Source organism: Nitrosopumilus sp. S4 (assembly GCF_054515835.1).
Map to the genome: position 1 here is coordinate 1,131,171 of NZ_CM137258.1, position 23,889 is coordinate 1,155,059.

The following is a 23,889-nucleotide window of genomic DNA, read 5'->3' on the forward strand; positions in this document are numbered from 1 at the left end:
TGATTATTATTGTTAAAATGATGAATTTAGAATATGCGTGATTCTGAAACATTTGGAGTTGAGAAAGGGTACGGTCAAGAAGTAATAGAATGGCTAAATGAGCAATCAAAAAAAGCAGGCACAAAATTAGAAGCCAGACTGTACGGATATTCCATTTCAACAAAAAATTTTGGAGATTTTGAAATGTTTTCATGGATGGGAGATGTTCAAATGGCAAGAAAGATGATTATCAAAGCAAGTAAACGTTTCAAAATCAAAGTAATAGAAGGAGGTTACAAACCAAAAGAAAAAGTCTTTAGAATGAAAAAATTTGATTTTGCAAAAGTAAAGAGAGGAGAAAAAACAATAGGACAAATAGAATTTGCTGCTCCAAGATTTGGAAGTAGTCAATGGGAAATTCAAGATGAGGAACGCCATTAATATAAAATCAAATTCAGAGGAATAATGGAAATGAAAGTTGGAATAATTGGACTTGGAATGCTTGGAAATGCTGTTGCATTACATTTACTTGATGAAGGTTTTGAATTGACAGTTTACAATAGAACAAAAGAAAAAACTCTACAAGCAGAGAGAAAAGGTGCAAAGGTTGTAACAACACCTAAAGAGGTTGCTGAAAATTCAGACCTTGTAATTACAATTGTCAAAGATGCAGATGCAGTAAAAAGAGTATCTTTTGAAAAAGACGGTATTATTGAAGCGAAAAATCAAAAAATAATTGTTGCAGATATGAGTACAATTTCTCCAAACGAATCTAAAGACATTTCAAATAATTTTAAAAAACACGGAATTTCTAAATTAGACATTCCTGTGATGGGCGGACCTAACGTTGCAATTTCAGGAAACTTGGTAATGATGGCCTCTGGAAATAAAGAGTCATTTGAAACATTTAGAAATCTATTTGAAAAGATTGCAAACAAAGTATTCTTTCTAGGAGAAGAGGGAGTTGCAAATACAGTAAAGCTTGCAATGAATCTTCAGATCACAATGCTAGCTTTGTCATTAGCAGAGGGAATCACCTTGGTGAAAAAGGCAGATGTGGATCCAAAAATTTTCCTTGAAATTCTAAACTCTACTTATTTTAAAACAGGCATGAGTGAGAAAAAGGCTTACAAGATGATTGAGGGAAGATATGAGACCACATTCACACTATCAAATCTAAAAAAAGATATCACAACTATGGCCAACACTGCAAAATCCTTGGGGATTGAATTACCAATGTTGAAAAGTGCCGAAGGGGTTTATGAGAATGCCGTAAAAGAAGGGTTTGGAGAAATTGATTATACAGGGATTATTGAATATCTCAAAAAGATCAATAAAACAAATTAAAATTAATTTTACGAATGAAATTCAACAAAAATTCTATAAGCTATGATAATTATATCAAAATATGCGATTAAATGACAAAGTTGCTATTGTCACAGGTGCATCAAGTGACATCGGAAAAGGAATTGCTAAGAGATTTGTAGAAGAAGGTGCAAAGGTTGTTCTCATTGCAAGAAATTTAGAAGTCCTAGAGAAGACCAGAAAAGAGATAGGAAGTGAGGATTCCACAGTCTCAATATCATGTGATCTTACAAATGAATCACAAGTATCACAAACAGTAAATCAAATCATGGATACATATGGAAAAATAGACATCCTAGTAAATAATGCAGGGGCAATCAATGATCCTGTCCATTTTCATGATATGTCAGATTCAGAGATTAAGAAACTAATCGATATCAATCTATTCGGAGTTTTTCACATGACAAAAGCAGTACTTACAAAAATGTCTGATGTCAAAAATGGTTCCATCGTAAATATCGGTTCAATATCAAGTGAAAGAGCAATTCCAAGAGTTCATCTGGCAGTATATTCAGCAACAAAGGCTGCAATCTCAATGTTTACAAAATCAATTGCAGTTGAATATGCAAGAAAAAACATCAGATGCAATTGTGTTAATCCAGGAATTATTAATTCGGGAATGATCAAACCATATCTAGATGATCCTCAAGCAAGAAAAGTCTTAGAAGAGAGATTACCACTTGCAAGAGTAGGAGAACCTATTGATGTAGCAAATGCTGCACTTTACTTGGCTTCAGATGAGGCCAATTGGGTAACAGGCACCATACTAAATGTAGATGGTGGTAAAACAGCTTCAGAAGGATAATCCTTTCTGAAGTAAAGTTTTTGCAAGTAATTGAGATACACGAATTGGTTCAGGTACAGAACCATGCAAGATTAAATTGTTTAAAAGATGTTTTACTTCATTTAAAGTGCAACCTTCTTTTCGAACATACAATACATGAGAATTATCTAAAAGAATTGTTTCACGATTTCCTAGTTTTCTGTAAGCAATTATTTTTGATTCATAAGAGTTTGGAAAGTGATGTTTAATCGCATCCTCTAATCCATCTGAGTCATTAAAGGAGATTCCAATTATTGGAAGTTGTAGAGTATCTGCTAATTTTTTTATGTTAATTATATTATACATTGATACAATTAATCCAGATATCAAAACATAGCTAATGTCAGGTCTATTGAGATCATAATACATTTTCAAAATTGTATCTGTTGCATCATCACCTTCTAATGTAGAACTTCCAAAAACAAAGCCATCAATTAAAAAATCTCTTCGCATTACCACGCCTGAAAAGATTGATTTTTTTGAATTTTCTTTAAAACTCTCAGCAATTGCTAAACCGCGTAGTCCCTTTTTTTCAAGATGAAGAGATCTCATGATTCTTTTTCCTCAAATATGCACAATAGGTTATTCCAGACACTACCATTATGATTGCCGTTATTCCAGACCAGATCAAAAAAGATGAGATTTCAGATTCATCCATAAAAAATAATGGATTATTCAACATCTAAAGTTTGGGTTTGGTTTATTTGAAAATCACATGCCTCTAGTTTGAAACATCTAAATAGATTTGATACAAACCCGAATTATGCCTGAAATTATATGTCCAGACTGCGGAAAGCGTCTATTTCATGAGAATGAAGTCACCCTAAAGATAGAGGAAACTATTCATTCAAAGTTTTGTAGGAAAAAAGAAGGAGAGACACATAGTTTTATGCATCGAGATCCAGCACATATGGAAACCTTTGATTCAGAAAGAGAGAACGACTCTACAGGCAATCCAGTGTTAAAAAAATAATTAATCGGTTTCCTCAAAATTATATCCTAGACAATTCTCATTTTAATTAAAATGAATTCTGAATATAATTATGATTTAGTAGTAGTAGGCGGTGGCCCCGCAGGGTCATCAGCAGCATATGCTGCAGCAAAAAATGGAGTCAAAGTTGCATTATTAGAAAAGGAAAATTCAATTGCAGAGACTGTAAGAACCAGTGGAGTTACATGGATTCAGAGCATAAAGGAGTTTGGCATTCCAGATGATTGCTATAATCCAATAAGGAATTTTTCCTTTTGCTCACCTAATAACGAAGTTACAATAAATGATTATATCCCAAGAGCTGCAGTTTTAGATGTTAGAAAAACGTACAGATGGTTAGCGGAGCAATCTAAAAAAGAAGGAGTGGAAATTTTTCTAAAGACAAACATCAATGATGTAATAAAAAATGAACACGGCGACATTGTAGGAGTTAGCGGGGTATCACCGGAAGGAAAAGTAAATTTTCACTCCAAAGTGGTAATTGATGCAAGTGGATTTCCTTCTACTGTTTGCAAATCAATGGGTTTTGCAACACAGTGGAAAAGATTCGGGGCAGGTGCTGAATACGAAGCCAAAGTGGAAAGTGTTGATGCAGATACATGGTGGCTAATGGTAGGACAAGAGTATTCTCCTGCAGGTTATGCATGGATATTTCCACTAGGTAATAACATTGTAAGAGTGGGGGTTGGTGTTGGAAAACCAGAATCAAATGTAGATCCTACACAGAGATTAAAAAAAATCATAGAGAAAAAATTAGGTCCAATAAAAAAACTAGGAGAGATAACACCAATAGAGTTTCATTATGGATTAATACCAAATGACGGGCTGTCAAGAAAGACAGTTTTTAACAATTTGATGTTGGTGGGGGATTCTGCAGGACAAGCAAATCCACTAGTATTAGAAGGAATTAGATATGCAATCAGATTTGGAAGAATTGCAGGTAAAGTTGCATCAGAGGCAATAAAAAACAACAACACAGATGAAAAATCGCTTTATCCATACGAAGATTATTGGAGAAAAGCCATTGAATCAAAAATAAATTCTGCAGGCAAAGTTCAAAACAGATGGATTGGGTTATCAGACAAAGAATGGGATAAGGAATTAGATATAATCAAAGAACTAAAGCCAGAAGAATTTCTTGATTTTATAAAAGCAGATTTTGGGTTATCGAATATGTTAAAACTGGCAACGCATCATCCCAAGCTTGCAGTGAGACAGTTGTTCAATCTAGTTAAAGGAAAGTAGTGCAGTTAAACGAAACCAGGTTTTAAAAAACTAGTTTACAATAAAAAAGTCAGTTACTATAACATCATGGTATTGCAATTGTACAACATACATGCCTGAATCAAATGAACGAGGTAAAACTTCGTTGAATAATCCCGAAGAATTATCCTTTAGTGCAATTTCCTCTACATGTTCGCCTTTTTGATTATAAACATCAACAAAGAGATCCTCTCTAAACGCAATGGTCTTTTGAACTGCTCCAGATAACAACAATTTATCATCATCATAGGTTGCTTCAATTACTCCAACACGAGAGCGTATTGGAAGATATCTGTCAATTAGATGTTTTAGATCATCAAGTTTTTCATCAACATTTTCAGCATTTCTATTTGCAAATCCTGACTCAATGTCATTTATCACATCTGCAAATCTAGGATTTTCATCTAGGTTTTCACCACCAAATCTTTTTGCAAAGGATTCAAGCTCCTCAAATTCACGAGCTAAATCTACCATATTCAAATTATCTTTGTCATATTTGAAGTCAAATTTTTCTTCAATATGAACAATTTGTGTGGCCTTTGAGTTTTTGTACTGCAACATTACAACATATAATCCAGGATCTGTTGGCGCAATCCACTGTGTGAAAAAGTCACCTTGTCTAGTATCAGTAAATTCCAAACTACTATGTTTTGAACCATCCATGTTGTAAACAGTGACATAAAGATTCTCTCTTCTATCAAAGAGAGATTTTTCAGTTGCCCCAGTTATCACCCAGATATTTTTCTCAGGTGCAAACGATATATCATATATGATGCTAGGATTACGTAACACCAGATATTCACTCAAAAATTTGCCGATTTGTGTAATTTTGGCCTCAGCATCAACAAAATTTGCAATCTCAATTAATCGATAGGCCTCATCAATTAATCGATTATACTCATCAACATGTTCGGAAAATTCAGCGTTATAAAATGTGGAGACCATATTTGAGAATCCATCTAGTTTCTTGCGGAATTCAATTCGTTTTATTTCATCAGGAGTATATCCTACATCAGAGCCATATGGATCCTTTGCATATGCATCAGAAACCTGAGTCCATTCATCAAATAGTTGTCTAACAAGATCATCAGCATCTTCTAATTCATTTTGGATTACAAGATCTCTAACTTTGTCAATTTTTTCGTTAAATGTTTCTGTAAATTCTAGATAATTTGGCAGGAATCTATTTTTTGTAATACTTAGTTCTACCAGGTTCTCAATTGATTTTGCTCTTTGCAAAATATCGCTAGCACGTATTTTGAATGCATCCTTATCATACGAGTCAAGATCAGATTTTATTTCGGGGGCTTTCTCACTAACCCATGTTAGTAAAACTTCAATTCTATCTATTCTAGTAATTGAGGGATTTCCAGATTCCATTTGTTTTGCAGTGTCAAGAATTTGAAGGGCATTATCAATCAAATACAAGTTTTGATAATCTGCTTGAAGTTCAGCTTTTTCCTTCATTGCTTGATATTGATACTCTAAAACGATCAGTGGATTACGTTTTTCTCTCAATTCTGTCATTGATTTATCAAATTCAGAAACAATAACCAAAATCTCATCTATAGAATCAGCATTCTTTATTCTGTCAAGCAACTCCTTCCAATCAGAGACAAGACTAGAGTTTACACCAGTGGATTGTGAAATCTCTACGCTTTTGTTTATTCTATCAGAAATATCAATTACTTGAGACATTACATTGATTTCAGATTCTGCATCCAGAATATCATTAACTGATGTTGCCAATGCCAAATTATTTTCCAAGTCCTGCCAGTCAGGCATGATTATGTTAGCTAATTCGCTATTATCAGTGGAATTGGATGAAATAAAGCGTTCAACAGTATCCAGTTCTCGCAATAACAGTGATGCTGAATGTAGTTCAGATACAAAAGAATGAGACTCTAATAACTTCTCAATGGATTCTTTGCCCATCATAGAATTCTTTAGAGATTCCCAATCGTTTTGAATGAATCTATAAAGATCACTTTGCTTTCTGGATATCACATCTAGATATCTAGACTTTGAAAGCAAATCAATAAGTTGTGAAATCTCATCGGCATAAACAGGGGCAGTTCCCCTTGCAAAGATAAAACCAACCTCAGTCTTTACTTGTTTACTCATTACAGTGTCAGATTTTGTCATTAAATTGAGAAGTGTGTCTTCTAATTCATCAAATGTTGCAGTTCTTTGAGTAATTTTTTCTGGATTTACATTTCTGATATCAACAAATGCGTCAGTTAGTAAATCAATTGCTTTAGATTTATCACCAATTTCATAATAAAATATTGCAGTAAAGATAGTTCTATCAATTGATTTTGCAACATCAAATGATATTTCACTCTGTTCTAATAATTTCTCAACTGCATCCAACGAAGATGAGGCCGCGGGTCTAATTATAGGACTAATTTCAAAGATTAATTCATCTGTGAAAAATTCATCCCAAAAAGCAACATATTCTTTTTCTAAATCATGCAAAGTATTTGCGGTTGAGTTTGTTATAGGATTTGACAAATCAAATACATCATTAATAATTGTGGATTGTTTTTCTAGTAATTGTTTTGCTAGAATGATTTTTTGGCCTTCAGAAAGTTCAGTGAATGAGTTGTTAGAGACTTGAAAAGTGGTAGTTTTAGAATTATCACCATAGAATAATTTTACCTCATAGTTTCCAGGAATTCCACAGATTCGGCCCTTTAGGGGAATTATGTCAGTAATAAAATCTCCATCAGGTAATGGAATAAGTTGCTGAATTTGACACATGTCTCCTTGGGGATTTATTATCTGCATTATCAGAAATGCATCATCTGAGACTTTGGCGACTTTTCCGAAAATGAATAAAGGTTCACCATTATCATAGGTGCCAAAATTATCAAGAATTGTAATTCTGTCAGAACTTTGAGCAGAAGCATAAACAGGCATAAAGAGGAGCACGATCAGGCTAAAAACAAGCAGAATTTTCCCCATAGAGATCAAAGCCTCGGTTCATCTTTAATAAAATTTAGGCAGCTAAGATCCTAAAACTACTCCTTTTTTATTAAAATCAAGCCATGGCAACTACCATACGATAGTTGCCAGACTTGACTTTTGGCACAGCGTTGGTTTGGTTGGTCGATTTATACTTGCAAAGGAAATGGAATTGCTCTGTTGTGCTATGTGCACAAGACAAACAAATCATGCTATTAGGTTGCATACAATGAGAACATTTTGTATTCTCTCTTATTTTTCCACCACATTTTCGACATGATTCATCTGGCAATTCTATTCAATTGGAGTAAATCAAAAATAGATATAAGCAGAACGTAGAAGTCGTTCATACAAAAGATCAGTGAGATTATTAAATTGCAAAACAAAAAACAACAAAAAATTGATGGAGTCAGAAAAACATTTGATGAATGGGCACAAAATGGAAGAGCAGAATTAATGGAAATTGAGCATGGAAAAAATGTCTCCAAATTTTTAGATAAAATTTCGTTTGAGAAACCATTTACTTTCTTAGATTTTGGTTGTGGTAATGGTTGGATAGTAAGAAAGATTTCAGAAGAGACAAATTGCAAAAAAGCAATTGGAATTGATAAAAGTAAAAAGATGATCATCCAAGCAAAAAAGAAAATCACTAGTAACAAGGAAAAGTATTTTCATACAGACATTGATTCATGGAAGTATTCAGGGAAATTCAATTATATCTTTTCAATGGAGTCATTATACTATGTTGATTCTATAGAAAAATCATTGAAAAAAATCTATAATCTGTTATCGCCAGGAGGAATATTTTATTGTGGTACAGACTTTTATTCAGACAACAAAGCAACTGCAAGATGGAAAGGCATAATGAAGATTCAGATGCATTTGCATTCAGAAAAAGAATGGAAAGAGTTTTTTACAAATGCAGGATTTATTGTTAAAACAAAACACATCAAAGATTCACAAAGTAAAAAGAAATGGAAGAGAGAGTTTGGAACTCTCTTTATCATAGGCACAAAGCCAAAGTAATATTCAAATTCAATAAAGATCTAGTAGAATTATGTGAGCTGGAGCACGACACGCTGCTACGGCAGAGGAAACTCCTCCCTCCATACAGGAAATGTGATACGGAGATGTATAATCAGAGATGATTGGCAACGGAGCAGAAATGAATCCAATATGGCGTACTATGATGGTGAAAACCTGAGGTTTCCATTGAAGGAATGAAAAAGGCCGACCCACATGGAGTAAAGCCAAACAGAACTCAAAGATCCTGTACTAAGTTCAGGTAGGCTGCAAAGCGTAATATCGTGAAAACAGAAGGAGGGTTACTCCCAGCACACATAATTTTTTAATATTTTTTAAATGTCTAACTCATCGAATGAGCTTGTTCTTTGCACAAGTCTGCAGTACACTGACAAGTTGCATCACATAGACAAGAACCTTGCATTGCACAGTCACATTCAGAACCCATTTCAGCAGAGGCTGCACATCCACATGCTGCTTCTTCTCGATTTGCAGTGGTTGGAGGGGGTGTGACGGTTTCCTGAGGAACAGTATTTTCATAAACACTTCTAGTTTGCTGATAATTAGCATCATCTTTTAGTTGGGCTTCTCCCCTGTTAGTCTGATAACCACCAGATGAGGCACTAGTCTGATAACCAACCAATCTACTTGGATCAATTCCCTGTTGTCCAACTTTTTCATTTTTGAGTGATCTGCTACTTACAAAGAAAAATGCAATTCCTGCAATGGCTGCAACTCCTGCCATTCCATAAACTATCATAATTGGAAAGTCACCAGTAGATGTTGTTGCATAACCCTCTGGTGGTTTTGGTGTAACCCCAGCAATTTCAACTCCATCTAATTTATCTAAAGCACCAAATCCAATGGTATACAAGTTACCTTGATCTGCAGACTGTACACTTCTAACAACATACTTTTGATCTGCATTAATCTCAGCTTCAAAGACACGTTCTACTTGTCTTCCTTCTCTTAAACTACTCTCACCCATAGTCCAACTAGAAACTACAAATCCTGCAATCTCTTGGTCTAATCCAAAAGTTCCAGCATCAACATTGATTCCGGTTGGGTCAAACAAAAAGTGCCAGTTTGTAATTGGTTGTTCTAAAATAAAATCTGCGTTGATTAGAGGTTTCTTTAACACATTTTCAGCCTCAGGTGTATCAATAATTGCAAAAGCTGCTGGTTCTTTCTCTCTTAAGATGTTTAGTGGTAAGTTAATATCAATTCCATCAACGACAACTTCACCATCTGCAGAAAGTCCTCTCCATCCTAAATCAACAAGAGTTCTCTGAGAATCTTTAGTAATTACATAATCAGTTAATTCACCTTCTAATATTACTCGATAATCAATTGATGTGTTTATGTTTCTAGCATTAAGATGAAAATTATAAGTCACAGTCATATCAGAAATTCTTGCTTGGCTACCATCGGCTTTAATGCCCTCATTGAGTTTTTTGATGAGTTGAACCACACCAGGATCTGAGGAATCAGCAGTTCCAGATACTACCCATTCTTTGTCACGCAATACATCAAATAGTTCACCACCATTTGGATATTCTAAAAACACAGTTTTGAGATAACTCATCTTAAATGGAGATGAATCATTATTTGGATTAATTCTAGCATCTAATTGAGCAGCCCATGCAGGAGCACTAGTACCCATAACAATGAGGCCAGCAAGTAAGACGGTGAGAATTACAGCCCTAGACACGAGTAAAATCCATGAAATTAAGGTAATAAACTTATCCCAATAAACTGGATCGGTATTTTTTGAAAAAGTAATATGTAGTATCAAATGTAGACTTTGCAGTTTTAGGGGAAAATGGTATGATAACAGTCTTAGCAGGTGGAACAGGATCAGTCAAGCTGGTTCGAGGTTTGGTTTCTCAAGAATCCAAAGTCAATGTAATTAGCAATGTGGGTGATAATTATTGGCTCTACGGACTCTATGTATGTCCAGATATTGATACCATAGTTTACGGACTGGCAGATTTACTTGACCAAGAAAGAGGATGGGGAATTAAAAAAGACACATTCAATTTTTTACGTCAAATGGAAGTGTTTGGAGAAGAAACATGGTTTAGAGTAGGAGACAGAGATGCTGCAACACATTTGATTAGAACCAATATGCTAAAGAATGGAAAAAATCTAAGCGACATCACAAAATGGATGTGTGATAAATTTGCTGTAAGAGCAAATGTTATTCCAGTTACAGATAACAGTATTGAAACAAGAATCATCACAGATAAAGGAGAATTACATTTACAAGAATACTGGGTAAAACATAGAGGAAAAGATCCTGTGGAAGGAATTCAGTATATTGGTGCAGACAAAGCTCGTCCAAACCCAGAAGCAGTTAATGCAATACATGATGCAGACATGATAATTTTGGCTCCTGGAAATCCATTAACATCAATTGGACCTATGCTACAAATCAAAGGAATAAGAAAAGAATTATCAAAAATAAAGAAAAAAGTTGTTGCAGTTAGTCCATTGATTGGAGATAATGCAATTAGCGGCCCGGCGGCAAAATACATGCAAGCTGCAGGAATAGAATCAAACGCATATGGCTTGGCAAAGATGTATTCAGACGTATGCTCTAACATCATTGTAGATACCAAAGACAGATTATTGATTAAGAAAATTCAGAGTTTAGATATGAAAGTATTTGAGACAAAGATTACCATGAAAAACAAAATTGCTGAAGATGCATTAGCCAATTTTATACTAAAACAAGTTCACGTATAATTTGAAAATAGCCGTTATTATTCCTGTAAAGACTTTCTCTAAAGCAAAAACACGTTTAGATTTATCTCCACAAAAAATAGAAGGATTATGCAAAGTAATGCTAGAAGAGATTTTGCAAACAATATCAATATCACCACAAATTGATAAAATTATCCTAGTAACAAAAGAGGAGAAGGCGATTCAAATTGCAGAGAAATTCAAAGCTACCGTAATAATTGATGAGAATGAAGAGAGTGTAAATGGGGCAGTTGCATTAGCAGACAAATACCTTTTAGAAAATGGATTTGATGCATCAATTGTATTTCCTCAAGACATACCATATATCAAAACACAAGATATTGATTTTATGCTTCAATACAAGACTCATCCAAATTTTGCGATAATTGTACCATCAAGAAGGTTTGATGGAACAAATGCACTTGTCAGAATGCCAATAGATTTGATGAAAACACATTATGATGAAGATAGTTACAAAATTCATATGAATACAGCAAAAGAGCACACATTAAATGTGGCAATGGTTTTTGTCAAGAGAATTATGTGGGATGTAGATAACACAGAAGATTTGAAATTTCTTTTAGAACAAAATGAAAAGCCACACATTGCTGAGAAAATCAAGAAAATCTTAGAGTGAAAATAGATATTATTCAAACAAATAATATTTTTGATTTAATTTCTTTATGATCAACTGATTCAGAAAGAGGTGACAGAAGTTATCAGTATTTTTCTCTAGACCTAGCACCAACAAGGATTAATGCAACACCAGAAAAAACAGCGACCCATAATAAGTTGTAAAATAAGTCAAGAGAGATGTGAATATAATCTGAAATAATCTGAGATACATCATTTAAAATCATCAATATTCCCGCAAAGAAAATCAAACTAATCCCACCACGAATTATGGTTTGATTAGCCATAACCACTTAACATCATACCATCATATAAGCAGAAAATACGTCTGAAATTTGTCAAAAATGAATTATCTCTAAAAAAGTAGTTTCGATCAACAACAGACTTATTAATGATGAATCAGAAAATGTTAAATATCATCATAAAAGGTTTTGGGAGATATTAAAATGGTTAAAACAGTAAATCCAAAGGACAAATGTCCAAGATGTGGACAAGGTACTCTAGTAACAGATGCAAATACTGGAGAGAATTTTTGTGGCAAATGTGGATTTGTTATTACAGATAAGGTAGAAGAATCAGGTCCTGAATGGAGATCATTTTCTAATGAGGGTGAAAATAAAAGCAGAGCAGGAGTTCCAACATCTCTTGCAATGCATGATATGGGATTAGCAACCGTAATCAATCCTCAAAACAGAGATGCAACAGGAAAGCCACTAACTGCTTCAATGAAAAGTACCATTGAAAGATTAAGAACTTGGGATAGTAGAAGTCAAGTTCATGAACCAGTGGATAGAAACTTTAGACAAGCATTCAGTGAGCTTGATAGATTAAAAGACAAGCTTGCAGTAGGTGATGCAGTTATTGAAAAAGCTGCATACATTTACAGAAAAGCATTAGAGAAAGGACTAGTAAGAGGACGTTCCATTTCAGCATTAATAGCATCTGCACTTTATGCTGCATGTCGCGACACTGAAACACCAAGAACTCTAAAAGATATAGGACAAGCAAGCAACATCAAACGAAAAGATATTGCAAGATGCTATAGATTGTTATTAAGAGAATTAAATTTGAAGATGCCAGTTGTTGACCCAATCAAGTGTATCTCAAGGATTGCAAGTAAAGCAGGGCTTTCAGAGAAAACTAAACGTAAAGCAAGTCAGATTTTACAAACTGCAGAAGAAAATAAAATTTCAGCTGGAAAAGATCCAATGGGGTTAGCAGCTGCTGCACTTTATGTAGCGTGTGTTACAAATGGAGAAAATAAAACTCAAAGAGACGTAGCAGAAGCCGCAGGTGTAACTGAGGTAACAATTAGAAATAGATACAAAGGGTTAAAGGTTGCCCTAAATCTTTAATGTAGATTCTTTTTTTGAATAATATCTAGTCAAAAATAAAACAGAAATTGATAATAATCCTGCAACTAAAAACAAAATTTCCAATGTAGACATTAGAGAATGTGAAAAAGCGTCTTCAAGAGATATGTAATTAATTTGTGATAGAAAATTTCCATACGAGAATACAAAATAATTTGTTGCCCAATGAATTAAAAGAGATGCAACAAAACCATATTTCAGATAAACCCAACCTAGAATAATTCCCCCTGCTGTAGCTTGTGCAAATTTACCTTCACTCCAAGAATCTCCAAATGCAATATGAGAAAAACCAAAGAGTATTCCAACAAATACTATTAGAAAAATTGCTTTCTTTGAATCAAACATATCCAAAGAATTTGGAGTCCACAGACATTTGATGAAGTATTTTACAGATGATTTTCTTGAATAAAGTGCAAACAATGGAATTCCCAATAATATTAAACGAAATCCTACTTCCTCAATTAATGGAGCCAATGTTACATAAAAAAATTGGGTAAGATCGTTTTCTCCAAGCGGAGGAACTGTAACTATTCCAAATATTTCTTGTGTGAAAGTTATCAAAGCTGAAATAAGAATTAAAATTGAAATCCATTTTGTAACACCAATCATATAGTTAGATTTAGGATCATATTTTCCAAAAGAAATCAATGGAGAGATTGATTTGAAAAATCCCTGTTTTGGACCAAGCATAGCTATAGTGAAAATTATTGCATAAAATGACCACAGTACAACAAACACATCGCCAATACTAAGATCAATGGGAGCTTGGTAAATGGAAGTATTTTCAAATAAATCTAAATGAGTTACAGGAAATTCATAATTGATATCAGCGCCAATGTCGCTTTCAAAAACAACAAAGATACCAATAGGGAATGAAACTAACAGTAATCCAAAAATCACAGATAGTAAAGCAGTATATGGAATTCCAAAAGCTTGGAGAAGTTTATTTGAGCTTGGCAATTTGTCTAATGCAATTCAATACTTTCTTCAGGAAAACCCAAATGAATCAATGTATCTTTAATGGTATCTCTATGATCTCCTTGTAAAAAGATGTAGCCTTCTTTTGCAGTACCCCCACAAGCATATTTGTTTTTGAGTTCTTTTGCAACAGTCTCCAAATTGTTTAATTTTGGATCCAGTCCTTCAATCATAGTGCCCTTTTTCTTAAAACGGCGAGTTTCTAATCGAATAATAATTTTGGTACTATCTTTGGCCAGTTCACCACATGCGCATAAATCTTCTGGGAGACCACAAGTATTACAAATTACTGCCATTCGTTCGAAGTAAATTCTATTATACGCACTATTAAGCCTTGTTTGAATTATAAAATATTTAGAATAATTGGATTTTTTAAATAGAAAATTAATGAATTAACCATGACAGAAGATCTAACTAAAAAAGCAGCTGAAATGTTACTAAATGGTGCCACTTTGCTTAGTGCACCTTGTCCATATTGTGCAGGAGTTAGAGTATTGAAAGACGGATTTGCTTTGTGTATTAATTGTGGCAGAAAACCTGAGAAAAAAGACATCCCAACTGAAAAAGCACCAAAATCATTCAAATCATCATTGAAACAGACTTTGGATGATAAGTTAGAGGTACTCTCCAAAGAACTAGAAAATGAAAAAAACCATGAGAAACAACAAGAAATTCTAAAATCAATTAATTCAATTTTAGAGGCTCTAGAAAAAATTAAAACTTAAATTAAAATTCCATTTGATCGTTAAAAATGCATCACTTTAGGCATGAAAATTTGGATTTTATTGTTTTCTCTTGATGAATAAAGTTTTTATGTTAAAATCCTCGATGTCGAGTTATAATGAGTAGTAAAAAGAAATCAGCTCCACTTCCAGCATCAAGTGGAGGTCTCATGAGATTTTTTGAAGATGAGACAAAGGGATTCAAGATGGATCCTAGAATTGTCATTTCAATTCCTATTGGTTTAATTGCTGTATCTTGGGCAATTGACATATTCCTAGCTACGTGAGAAAATAATGGAAAAAGCCTCAGATGATGTTTCAAACATACACAACAGGTTCTCCCTTACTCTAATCAATCCAGCATCGCATTATTTTTCCCTAGTCGGATCACTATCAATTTCAGCTGTGATTTTTCTTGCAACATATTTTGGATATCTAAATGATATTTTCTCTGAAGATGTATGGTACAGACTTCCAATAATTATTGGGGTGCTTGCAATTACACAATTACTAGATACAAGATTTTCAAAAAAGAAAGAGTACTCAAAGTCTCTTCATTCGTCACTATTTGGAATAATGCTTTGGATTGTTACACTTCTTATGGGATTACTTGCAAGTATTGTATTATCAAAAGAAACTTCGTTGTTTTTTGTTACATTTGGAATGTTTCTATTTGCAAGTTTTAGAATAGGGATATACACTACAACACTTGGAGTAAGTCTTAGAAAAGCATGGGCAATTTGTTTTGTTCAGCCATTAGCAATGTTTTTGGTTTTAATCCCTCAAGATTTGTGGATTCCAATGCTAACTGATCCATTATCATTAGGCTATGGAGTATCATTTATGATTATTGCAAGTGTTTGGTCATATCTTACAGACAGAGCAGGAAGACCAGGGATGGAGAGCACACATAAAACAATTCAAGCATATCTTGCATCACAAGGAAATGATTTCAGAGAGGCTGAAGAGATTATGGAGCAGCGCTCGAATGAAACTAAAGTATCGACATCACAAATTAGATTATCATCATCGAATGGACAGAAAGAATTCAGAATGGTTTTGCCTGAAATCCATCCAGGACCATATCATCCCGTAGGTGGGAGTAACATCCCATATCTCATTTACAAAAACCTATCATCTTCAGCAATGGTAATGCATAGCATTTCAGATCATGCATTAAATTTACCATCAAGAAATGAGGTGGAAAATTATCTAAAAAATTTAGAGAATAGTGAGGTAAAAGAAGAAGGAGTTCACTGTACAGAACCAGTAACAGTTCAAATTAACAAAGCAAGAGTTATCGGGTTATTATTTGGAAACAATCCATTATTGTTTTTATCATTATCACCACATGGTATGGAGGATATTCCAAGTTACATGAAAACAGAGATTGAGCAATATGCAAAAAATCGAAATTATGCTAGAACAATGATTGTTGATTGCCATAATGCAATGGGTGAAGAAATTTCAAAAGAAGACGGTGAAGATATGCTAAAGGCAGCAAAATCATGTTTAGATACTCTAATAACAAAAGAGAGTCACCCAATAGAATTCGGATATGCAAATTCTGATGATATGGATGTATGGACAGAAGATCTTGGAATGGGCGGACTAGGAATTGTTTGTTTGAAAATCAATGATAAGAAATATTTTCTAGGATGGGCCGATGCCAACAACATGGAAAATGGGGTAAGAGAGAAAATAATAGACAATTTTTCAAAAAGAGATTATCAGTTACTTGAGATATGTACATCAGATACACATTTTGCTCCAGTTAAGGCTAGAAACAGGAATGGGTATTATCAATTAGGTTTAATCACTAGTGCAGACAAGTTATCATCTTGGTTTTTGGAGATAGCCAAAAAATCTGAATCAGATATTTCTTCAGCAAAATTTGAGATACTTGAAAATGAAACCAAAGTAAAAGTGATGGGAACAGGAATCTATGAAGATTATTCCAAAGCATTAGACAATTCACTAAAAATTACAAAGGGATTCGTTATTGGCGGAGTGATTTTTTTCAGCACTAGTCTGTTTCTATAGTTTTCATCTGTTCAATATTGCCATAAAATTCATCTACAAAAGAAGAAAATTGAAAGATAGGTACAATGGGAACATTGTCAATAAAATCAATTTTATCCTGATATAATGTTACAATTACAGGCACAGAAATGGCCCCAGGGGTTTTTGCAACATATTGTTTTGTTCTCTCAATCTGTTTATTTACAGCACTAGTTAGAGAAGATCTACTATATCGTTTCCAGTGTTTACAGTCAATTAGCATTGCAATCCCTAAACGAATACCTACAACATCTATCTCCATTCTAGGCTTTGCTAACATCATATTTTTCATTACAGCAAAATTTTTTGAAGTAAGAATCTCTGCAGTTAATCCCTCAAAGTCTCTCCAATCTAATGCAATAGAGATTTCATCTATAGGAAATCCTTTCTCAATTAAAGAGATTGCAATTTTTAATTTATCACCATCTTCAAAATAATAAAAATTTTCTTGTTTTGTACCAATATTATTTTTAATTAATTCATCTAAAATTATCTCAGATTCAGATGTAGACAATTTAGTGACAGCAGAAAAATCCTCAACTGATACTCCACCTTGGATAATTCCTTGTAGTCCACCAATCATGCCTGGATGAATTTTCATATGAATTTCTTGAATCATTGTGTCATTATAGGTTTTAAGAATTAATAACATCAGGGTATTATGATATAGGTTTTATTACAACCATCTAAAATTATGAGTATGAAAAAATTGCTAGTTTTCATGCTAGCTCTTTCAATTGTATCTTTGATGTATAGTGAATCATTTGCAGAAAAAAATACATTTTTTGAATCGGTGAAATTCATCCAGTATCTTGATGAGAATACAGCTTTAGAAGAAATAAGAAATGGAAATCTGGATCTATACTATTTCAGAATTTCATCGGACAGGTTGGAGAATGTTCAAGACAGAGAAGGATTGAGAGTTTTTGATTCTACAGGTGGCTCTTATAGTATCCTTGTAAATCCAGCTGAATCTGAAGAGTTTAACCCATTTTCAATAAAAGAAGTTAGATTTGCACTAAATTATTTAGTGGATAGAAAATTAATTGTAAATGAGTTAATGGGAGGGTATGGAGCCCCAATTATTTCATACTATAGTCCCACAGACCCAGAGTATCTAACAGTAATTGAGCAGCTTGAAGGATTTAATTTCAAATACAATCCAACACTTGCCGAGCAAATCATTTCTGAAGAGATGATGAATCAAGGAGCAGTAAAGAAGGAGGGGAAATGGGAGATGGATGCAAAGCCAATTAAAATTACAATATTCATTAGAAGCGATGATCCTGTAAGAAAATCAATTGGAGAAATTTTGGCAGTAGAATTGCAGAAAATGGGATTTATTGTCAAAAAAGATTTTGGGGATTTGAATAAAGCATTTGTGGTTGTTTATGGTTCAAACCCATCTGATTTGAAATGGAGTTTATACACTGAGGGGTGGAATCGTTCAGCATTTGTAAAATATGATTCTGTGGGATTAGGACAAATGTATTCACCATGGTTTTCAAACATGCCAGGATTCAATGATCCCTCATATTGGAATTACAAAAACGAAAAGATAGATGATTTAACTCAGAAAATATACACAGGAAGTTTTGAATCCTATGAAGAAAGATCAAAACTAATTCAAGATGCAGTCGTTGAAGGAGTCAATGAATCTGTAAGAATTTTTCTAGCTAGTAAAATTGATCAGTATGTAACAAATGAGAAGATCAGTGGGGTGGTAAATGATTTTGGGGCAGGAGTACCAAGTAGGTTTACTCCAATTAATTCCAAAGGAGAAAATAATGAACTAGTAATCGGGGTTAAGCAAATTTACCAAGGAGCATGGAATCCCATTATGGGGTTAACAGATAGTTATAGTAGACAAATTTGGGGAATAATTTCAGATCCAGGGGCCTTCAAGCATCCATTTACGGGAGAGACATTTCCCGTTAGAGCTTCATGGAAGGTAGAATCAGCAGGACCAGACAACAAAATACAGATTCCACAAGAAGCGATTCTTTGGAATCCATATTTACAGAAATGGGAGGTGGTAGGATCTGATGTAGTTGCGACAAGTAAGGTTACATTTGATTTTGAATTTAGTAATTGGCATAATGGTCAGCCAATGGATATGAATGATATTTTTCATTCTCTTTATTTTATGATAGAGTGGGGAACAAAAACAGATGATAATGATAAAACTTTTGATACAGAATTTACACCAAGAGCTGCTCAAAGTATTCAATCAATAAAAGGAGTAAAACAAGTAGATCGAGATTCAATTGAAGTATATGTAGATTATTGGCATTTTGATGATGGTGAAATTGCAGATTGGGCAATTTTATGGAATACTATGCCATGGGAGATTACTGCTGCAATGGAACAGGCAGTATTGGATGGAAAAGCATCTTTTTCAAGATCAGGGGCAACAAGCAAAAATATCAGCTGGTTATCTCTGATTATTCCAAATGATGCAAAAATGATCAAAGAATATCTAAGTAGTTTTAGAGAATCTGATTTTATTCCAATTTCCTTAATTGACAGAAATCAACCTAATGAAAGTTTCAATCAAAGATATGTATCATCAATTAATTGGATTGAAAGTAAAAATCATGCAGTAATTAGCAATGGACCGTTTTATTTAGAATCATATGCACCCGAATCTAGAACTATCACTGTGAAATCATTTGTAGATGAATCATATCCATTTAAAATTGGAAAGTGGTCAGAATTTGAAAATGTTGAATTTCCAACCATAAATAATGTAGATATTAAAAATTCAATTCAACAGGGAAAAGAATTTGAAATAAAAATACAAACAGAAAATACAGATTCAATTCTATTCTTCTTAACTAACAATGAAGGAAACAGGATTTTATCAAAAAACATCAAAATAGATGATAATAATACTTTGATTACAATTATTTCAGAAGACTCTGAAAAATTAGGACTTGGGGCAAACAATATCAAAATATTTGCAATTTCAAATTCAATTTTGCAGCCTGATTTTTTTGAATCAAGTTTTTTTGTAACTAAAAGCAGTCAAGAATTACCATCAAGTGAATTAGATAGTGTGAAATTTGAAGAAGATAAAGTAGGGTTAGAATTTCTAATAATTCCAATTATAATTTTTGCAGTTGTTATTATTCTTAAAAAAAGAAATTACATCAAACGATAATCTTTTAGAATTTGTTCTATTTGTTCCTCTGATTCTAATTTCGAGTAGTCATTTAAGAGATTTTGATTTAGTTCATAGAATGTATGTCCCCATTTGAATTTATCAAGCAACTCCATAGCTTGACCCTGAAAACCCAAAATAAATAATGAAGCGGAAAGTGCTTCAACGGTTGTTAGTTTACTAAGTTTTGAATAATTTAATGGATTTCCAGCAAATAGTGGAGGAAGTTTTCTTTTAATTCCATTGAAATTTTTAGAGAAAGCCTTATCAGCTAAATTCCATGAACAATCAATTCCAACTATAGAATTAATTACAGTCTTATCCTTAGGTAAAAGAAATTTTTCTGAAAAAGGATCCAATACCATTCCCTTGTTAGCAATTTTTTTGATACTTTGAGCTAATCCAAATTTGACCATCTTAGCTGCTGTACATTTTTTTGGATCATCCTGATAAAACATCAAAACCTGTAATTTCATTTTAATTGTTATAATGAAAGGGTATTTTGTATTTACTCTACAGATTTGTATGTAATCTTGTAGTAAAATCTAGATATTTGATCATCTTTGAGAATCTCAATATTCCAATTAGTATCAGGCAAGAACCCATCTGAAGATTCAGGCAATATTGTGAATTTTTCTAGTCGGACATCTGAGCCACTGTATCTGACGTTGTAATTTATTCCGTCAATTTCTACAACATCATAAATTTGGCCTTGTTTTCGAGTTGATTCTTTTACTAGACATTCCTCTAATTGCCCAATAATACATGTCCCATCTGAAGACATTATTTGTAGATTAACACTTGATTCATCTCCAATAGCTGGAGTTAGTAGAGAACCTGAAAGGACTCTAGGGGACAAAATTTGACTATCAACAGTTTTTGTGGCAGTAACAACAGATATCATTTTTTCAGATATTCGGTTTTCTTTTTCAATAACAGTATCTAATTTTGGTGCAAGTGGTTTTTCTACTACATTGAATTTGAGGGATTTTGTTTCAAAGTCAGCATCAACTGTAACCTCATAGGAACCAAGAGAGGATTCTTTGTTAGGTATTGTGTATTCATAGGTAAATGAACCAGATGGGCTTGGACGAATTGTAGTTATCGGACCTGTATGTTTACCACAATAAAATGTCCCACACGTAATCTCTGTTGCAGATTTTTTAATCACACTTACATCATATTTTTCAAGATAGATCAATTTGTTAGGTTTGCCATTAATAACTACAGTATCACCTGGATAGTATTCTGACTTGTCTTTCTCCAACAAGAGAGTCAATGATGCATCACTTCCAAAGGAAAAGTCGTTAGCTACACTAAATGTAGATTCAGCTTTTGCATTATTGTAAACAGCCTTTACAGAATATGTCCCTTCAGTAAATACAGTAATTGGTAAATCAAAGAAACTACTAAAGTCTCCACCTTGACTAGGGTAAACTGCAGATTCTAGAATTTGTTTGAAAGGAAAAACACCATCAATGATTTTAATAGTAACTCTATCAGGAACCACTAATCCTTCATCGCCTTGTACACGCTTTATCACATTTCCAAGAACTTTGAGTTTTTCACCTGCTTTGTAAAGTGATTTTTCAGTAGTTACAAACAGAGGAGTATTAGATAACGAATCATTTGCAGGATCTGCTGAAACTTTGAAGAAAAGATCTTTGCTGTAACTATTGGTAGCTACTTTGATTTTATAGACACCATAATTTGTTTTTATTGTATTTTTAGAACTTTCATCTTTTATGCTTTGAACTTTGTCTACAATTGGAGTATTCCATGTCCATACAAATTTTTGAGCGTTTATTGTTGCACCAGATAATACCTTAGTACCATCAGGTTTAGTCAAGGTGATTTTAACAGAATTATCTCCAGTTGGAGGAAAAACTCCAGAAAGTGTGACTGTTTGAGATAAACCATAAACCTCTTTGTCTAGAGATATTTGAGGACCATCTTTGAAAGAAAGAGGATCTATAATAGAGAAGGTTTTGGTTGCAGTATGTCCAGCATATTGAGATTTTACAACATAGTTACCAACAGTAAAAATATTTTTTGAGACGGTAATATCCAGCGAATAACTACCCGAAACTGAAGGAATTGCAGTGAAATCATAGGCTACAACAACTCCATTGTTTGTTCTAGTTTTTGCACCAGGAGCTAATGCTATTATTTCAAGAGGAGATCCATCTTCATGTGAAATTGAAATTTTTACAGGAGTACCTGCAACATAACTTGAATTAGCAGTAGGATCTCGAATGAATCCATTCAGTTTTATGCTATCACCAAAAGAATAAACTTCTTTATCAGAATTAACAGTTAGAGATTCATTTGTTGCAATAAATTCACCAGGATTTGTTACGGCATGAATTATGGTAGTAGCTGAACCAATTGATTTAGATACACTGATTTTGTAATCACCTAATCGAATCTTATTATCAGGAATAGTGAACGTGTATGTAAAAGAGCCATCACCCATTATTCGAGCACTATCTAAAATTTTGAATCCCGAATCACTTCCAGATGTTATTGTGGTTTGTTTAGTCTGAACTATTTCCAAATCTAAGGTACTAATCCAAACGTGGTTTATTCTACCTGAAATATTTACTTGCTCCCCAAGACCATATGCTTTTTTATCGGTCCACAATGAAATTGGGACATCTTCTTTGATATCCTTAACAACATCAAAAGTGGAAACCGCCGATTTGCCAGAGTATTCAGCAATAATTTGGTAAGTTCCATATACAGGTTTAACAGTAGTTAGATAAACACTTGTTGCAAATTTGTCTTTAGTAGGATATAGGTTTCCTTCAGACACCAGATTGCCTTCAGAATCTTTTACAGTTAATTTCATTCCCTCAAATGGAATTACTTTTGATGTGAAACCAGTTATTGATACTAGTTGACCTGGCAGGTATTGGGATTTATCGGAAAAAATACTGAGTTCTGCATCAGTCTTCAAAGTCTGTTCAATGATTTTATGTCCAACTGAAAAATTTGTTTTTGCTTCTGCACCAGCATAGCTTACTGAGACATTATAAACACCTTCATTAATTCCAAGAACTTGATGCAGGCTAATTGTTGTTTTATAATTTCTATTAAGATCAGGATACAAACTCACAGTTTTATCATAATTAGGACCAGAGATTTTAACTAAAATTGGTTCAGGTTGAAATGTGGGTTTCACAATAAAGACTTCTTTAGAAACAGTTCCCTTTATGACAGCAGTTTCACCAAAAAGATATGAGGGTTTATCAGATGAAACAGTTACTGTTACTTCGTTTGTGGCTTGATTTACTACAAGTTTACCATTAGAAGAACCTGCAGTAGACGTTGTAAATTTCCAATCATCAGAACTATCTAAATCATATCCATCATAGATTCTCTGCCAGGATTTTAAATCATTAAAGATGTCAGATAGTATAGGGGTTTTATCAACTACAGTGCCACTTGCATCTCGAAGTTCTACAGATTCATTTGAATCAGTGAACCACAAACTTTGATATGAATATGTTAAAAATTGTCCTGGCTTAATTATTGTTCCAGATGGAATAGTCATAGTTTTTTTCAAAACGGTAGTAGATGCAATCTTCCAACCGCTCAAATCCACATCAGAGTTTGTAGGATTGTAAAGTTCTACCCACTCGGAAACAGATGTTGCATCATTTCCAGGAGGATTAATCTCAACTTCATTTATCACAACATGATCAGGACTTGTTTGAGCATATACGGGAATTAGCACTCCAGCAAGTAAGACTACTGAAAATAGAATCAACAGGGCACTTTTCATAGGATTTTCCTAATTT

23 protein-coding genes and 1 other RNA gene are annotated in these 23,889 nt (G+C 33.6%); 14 read left to right on the forward strand and 10 right to left on the reverse strand.

What is annotated here, in order from left to right:
* Window positions 1–33: 33 nt before the first annotated feature.
* The 3 genes from ACX119_RS06620 to ACX119_RS06630 all read left to right on the forward strand — a co-directional run bounded on the left by ACX119_RS06620 (window position 34) and on the right by ACX119_RS06630 (window position 2,149).
* Entirely contained in the window at window positions 34–420 is a 387-nt protein-coding gene (locus ACX119_RS06620) for a hypothetical protein (protein WP_459350506.1), read from the forward strand.
* A 30-nt stretch (window positions 421–450) separates the two neighbouring features.
* A complete protein-coding gene (locus tag ACX119_RS06625) occupies window positions 451–1,326 on the forward strand; it encodes an NAD(P)-dependent oxidoreductase (protein ID WP_459350507.1) in 876 nt (291 codons plus the stop codon).
* 61 nt (window positions 1,327–1,387) lie between these two features.
* Complete coding sequence (locus tag ACX119_RS06630) at window positions 1,388–2,149, forward strand: SDR family NAD(P)-dependent oxidoreductase (protein WP_459350508.1); 762 nt, start codon at window positions 1,388–1,390, stop codon at window positions 2,147–2,149.
* Here ACX119_RS06630 and ACX119_RS06635 read toward each other — a convergent pair.
* The gene (locus ACX119_RS06635) at window positions 2,138–2,719 is read right to left on the reverse strand and encodes an endonuclease dU (protein WP_459350509.1); all 582 of its coding nucleotides are present in this window, start codon (window positions 2,717–2,719) and stop codon (window positions 2,138–2,140) included. The genes ACX119_RS06630 and ACX119_RS06635 overlap by 12 nt on opposite strands.
* A complete protein-coding gene (locus ACX119_RS06640) occupies window positions 2,700–2,825 on the reverse strand; it encodes a hypothetical protein (RefSeq protein WP_459350510.1) in 126 nt (41 codons plus the stop codon). Before ACX119_RS06640 ends, ACX119_RS06635 begins: the two co-directional genes overlap by 20 nt.
* 105 nt (window positions 2,826–2,930) lie before the next feature.
* Between ACX119_RS06640 and ACX119_RS06645 the strand changes: the two genes are divergently transcribed.
* Both ACX119_RS06645 and ACX119_RS06650 read left to right on the forward strand, forming a co-directional pair.
* Window positions 2,931–3,140 (forward strand): hypothetical protein, encoded by a 210-nt coding sequence (locus tag ACX119_RS06645; RefSeq protein WP_459350511.1) that lies wholly within the window; start codon window positions 2,931–2,933, stop codon window positions 3,138–3,140.
* Window positions 3,141–3,191: 51 nt separating this feature from the next.
* Window positions 3,192–4,403 carry an NAD(P)/FAD-dependent oxidoreductase gene (locus ACX119_RS06650; RefSeq protein ID WP_459350512.1) on the forward strand — a complete coding sequence of 404 codons (1,212 nt, stop codon included), beginning with the start codon at window positions 3,192–3,194 and terminating at the stop codon, window positions 4,401–4,403.
* Window positions 4,404–4,433: 30 nt separating this feature from the next.
* On the opposite strand, the gene ACX119_RS06655 is transcribed toward ACX119_RS06650, so the two are convergent.
* Window positions 4,434–7,343: a hypothetical protein gene (locus ACX119_RS06655; RefSeq protein ID WP_459350513.1), complete on the reverse strand. Its 2,910-nt coding sequence runs from the start codon at window positions 7,341–7,343 to the stop codon at window positions 4,434–4,436.
* 444 nt (window positions 7,344–7,787) lie between these two features.
* Between ACX119_RS06655 and ACX119_RS06660 the strand changes: the two genes are divergently transcribed.
* Complete coding sequence (locus tag ACX119_RS06660; protein WP_459352008.1) at window positions 7,788–8,414, forward strand: class I SAM-dependent methyltransferase; 627 nt, start codon at window positions 7,788–7,790, stop codon at window positions 8,412–8,414.
* Between the two features lie 33 nt (window positions 8,415–8,447).
* An RNA gene (gene rnpB, locus ACX119_RS06665) (RNase P RNA component) lies at window positions 8,448–8,728 on the forward strand.
* Window positions 8,729–8,754: 26 nt separating this feature from the next.
* Here rnpB and ACX119_RS06670 read toward each other — a convergent pair.
* Complete coding sequence (locus tag ACX119_RS06670; protein ID WP_459350514.1) at window positions 8,755–10,122, reverse strand: hypothetical protein; 1,368 nt, start codon at window positions 10,120–10,122, stop codon at window positions 8,755–8,757.
* A gap of 116 nt (window positions 10,123–10,238) precedes the next feature.
* Between ACX119_RS06670 and cofD the strand changes: the two genes are divergently transcribed.
* Together cofD and cofC are read left to right on the forward strand one after the other, a co-directional pair.
* A complete protein-coding gene (gene cofD / locus ACX119_RS06675) occupies window positions 10,239–11,159 on the forward strand; it encodes a 2-phospho-L-lactate transferase (protein ID WP_459350515.1) in 921 nt (306 codons plus the stop codon).
* A 1-nt stretch (window position 11,160) separates the two neighbouring features.
* Window positions 11,161–11,793 carry a 2-phospho-L-lactate guanylyltransferase gene (gene cofC, locus ACX119_RS06680; protein ID WP_459350516.1) on the forward strand — a complete coding sequence of 211 codons (633 nt, stop codon included), beginning with the start codon at window positions 11,161–11,163 and terminating at the stop codon, window positions 11,791–11,793.
* Between the two features lie 82 nt (window positions 11,794–11,875).
* On the opposite strand, the gene ACX119_RS06685 is transcribed toward cofC, so the two are convergent.
* Window positions 11,876–12,076: a hypothetical protein gene (locus ACX119_RS06685; RefSeq protein WP_459350517.1), complete on the reverse strand. Its 201-nt coding sequence runs from the start codon at window positions 12,074–12,076 to the stop codon at window positions 11,876–11,878.
* A gap of 159 nt (window positions 12,077–12,235) precedes the next feature.
* Here ACX119_RS06685 and ACX119_RS06690 point away from each other — a divergent pair, with 159 nt between their 5' ends.
* Window positions 12,236–13,144 carry a transcription initiation factor IIB gene (locus tag ACX119_RS06690; protein ID WP_459350518.1) on the forward strand — a complete coding sequence of 303 codons (909 nt, stop codon included), beginning with the start codon at window positions 12,236–12,238 and terminating at the stop codon, window positions 13,142–13,144.
* Here ACX119_RS06690 and ACX119_RS06695 read toward each other — a convergent pair.
* Together ACX119_RS06695 and yciH are read right to left on the reverse strand one after the other, a co-directional pair.
* Window positions 13,133–14,122, reverse strand: coding sequence for a CPBP family intramembrane glutamic endopeptidase (locus ACX119_RS06695; protein WP_459350519.1), 990 nt, complete (start codon window positions 14,120–14,122; stop codon window positions 13,133–13,135). The two genes, ACX119_RS06690 and ACX119_RS06695, sit on opposite strands and share 12 nt — an antisense overlap.
* Before the next feature lie 5 nt (window positions 14,123–14,127).
* A complete protein-coding gene (gene yciH, locus ACX119_RS06700; protein WP_297591890.1) occupies window positions 14,128–14,436 on the reverse strand; it encodes a stress response translation initiation inhibitor YciH in 309 nt (102 codons plus the stop codon).
* 102 nt (window positions 14,437–14,538) lie between these two features.
* Here yciH and ACX119_RS06705 point away from each other — a divergent pair, with 102 nt between their 5' ends.
* The 3 genes from ACX119_RS06705 to ACX119_RS06715 all read left to right on the forward strand — a co-directional run bounded on the left by ACX119_RS06705 (window position 14,539) and on the right by ACX119_RS06715 (window position 16,905).
* Complete coding sequence (locus tag ACX119_RS06705) at window positions 14,539–14,865, forward strand: Sjogren's syndrome/scleroderma autoantigen 1 family protein (protein ID WP_459350520.1); 327 nt, start codon at window positions 14,539–14,541, stop codon at window positions 14,863–14,865.
* A 116-nt stretch (window positions 14,866–14,981) separates the two neighbouring features.
* Window positions 14,982–15,149 (forward strand): preprotein translocase subunit Sec61beta, encoded by a 168-nt coding sequence (locus ACX119_RS06710; protein ID WP_297591888.1) that lies wholly within the window; start codon window positions 14,982–14,984, stop codon window positions 15,147–15,149.
* Between the two features lie 7 nt (window positions 15,150–15,156).
* A complete protein-coding gene (locus tag ACX119_RS06715; protein ID WP_459350521.1) occupies window positions 15,157–16,905 on the forward strand; it encodes a DUF2070 family protein in 1,749 nt (582 codons plus the stop codon).
* On the opposite strand, the gene ACX119_RS06720 is transcribed toward ACX119_RS06715, so the two are convergent.
* The gene (locus ACX119_RS06720; protein ID WP_459352009.1) at window positions 16,889–17,542 is read right to left on the reverse strand and encodes a hypothetical protein; all 654 of its coding nucleotides are present in this window, start codon (window positions 17,540–17,542) and stop codon (window positions 16,889–16,891) included. The two genes, ACX119_RS06715 and ACX119_RS06720, sit on opposite strands and share 17 nt — an antisense overlap.
* 81 nt (window positions 17,543–17,623) lie before the next feature.
* On the opposite strand from ACX119_RS06720, the gene ACX119_RS06725 reads away from it, so the two are divergent.
* Window positions 17,624–20,086 carry an ABC transporter substrate-binding protein gene (locus ACX119_RS06725; RefSeq protein WP_459350522.1) on the forward strand — a complete coding sequence of 821 codons (2,463 nt, stop codon included), beginning with the start codon at window positions 17,624–17,626 and terminating at the stop codon, window positions 20,084–20,086.
* Here ACX119_RS06725 and ACX119_RS06730 read toward each other — a convergent pair.
* Both ACX119_RS06730 and ACX119_RS06735 read right to left on the reverse strand, forming a co-directional pair.
* Window positions 20,071–20,562, reverse strand: a complete 492-nt coding sequence (locus ACX119_RS06730; RefSeq protein ID WP_459350523.1) for a DUF367 family protein — start codon at window positions 20,560–20,562, stop codon at window positions 20,071–20,073. The two genes, ACX119_RS06725 and ACX119_RS06730, sit on opposite strands and share 16 nt — an antisense overlap.
* A gap of 32 nt (window positions 20,563–20,594) precedes the next feature.
* Window positions 20,595–23,873, reverse strand: coding sequence for a lamin tail domain-containing protein (locus ACX119_RS06735; RefSeq protein WP_459350524.1), 3,279 nt, complete (start codon window positions 23,871–23,873; stop codon window positions 20,595–20,597).
* Between the last annotated feature and the right edge of the window lie 16 nt (window positions 23,874–23,889).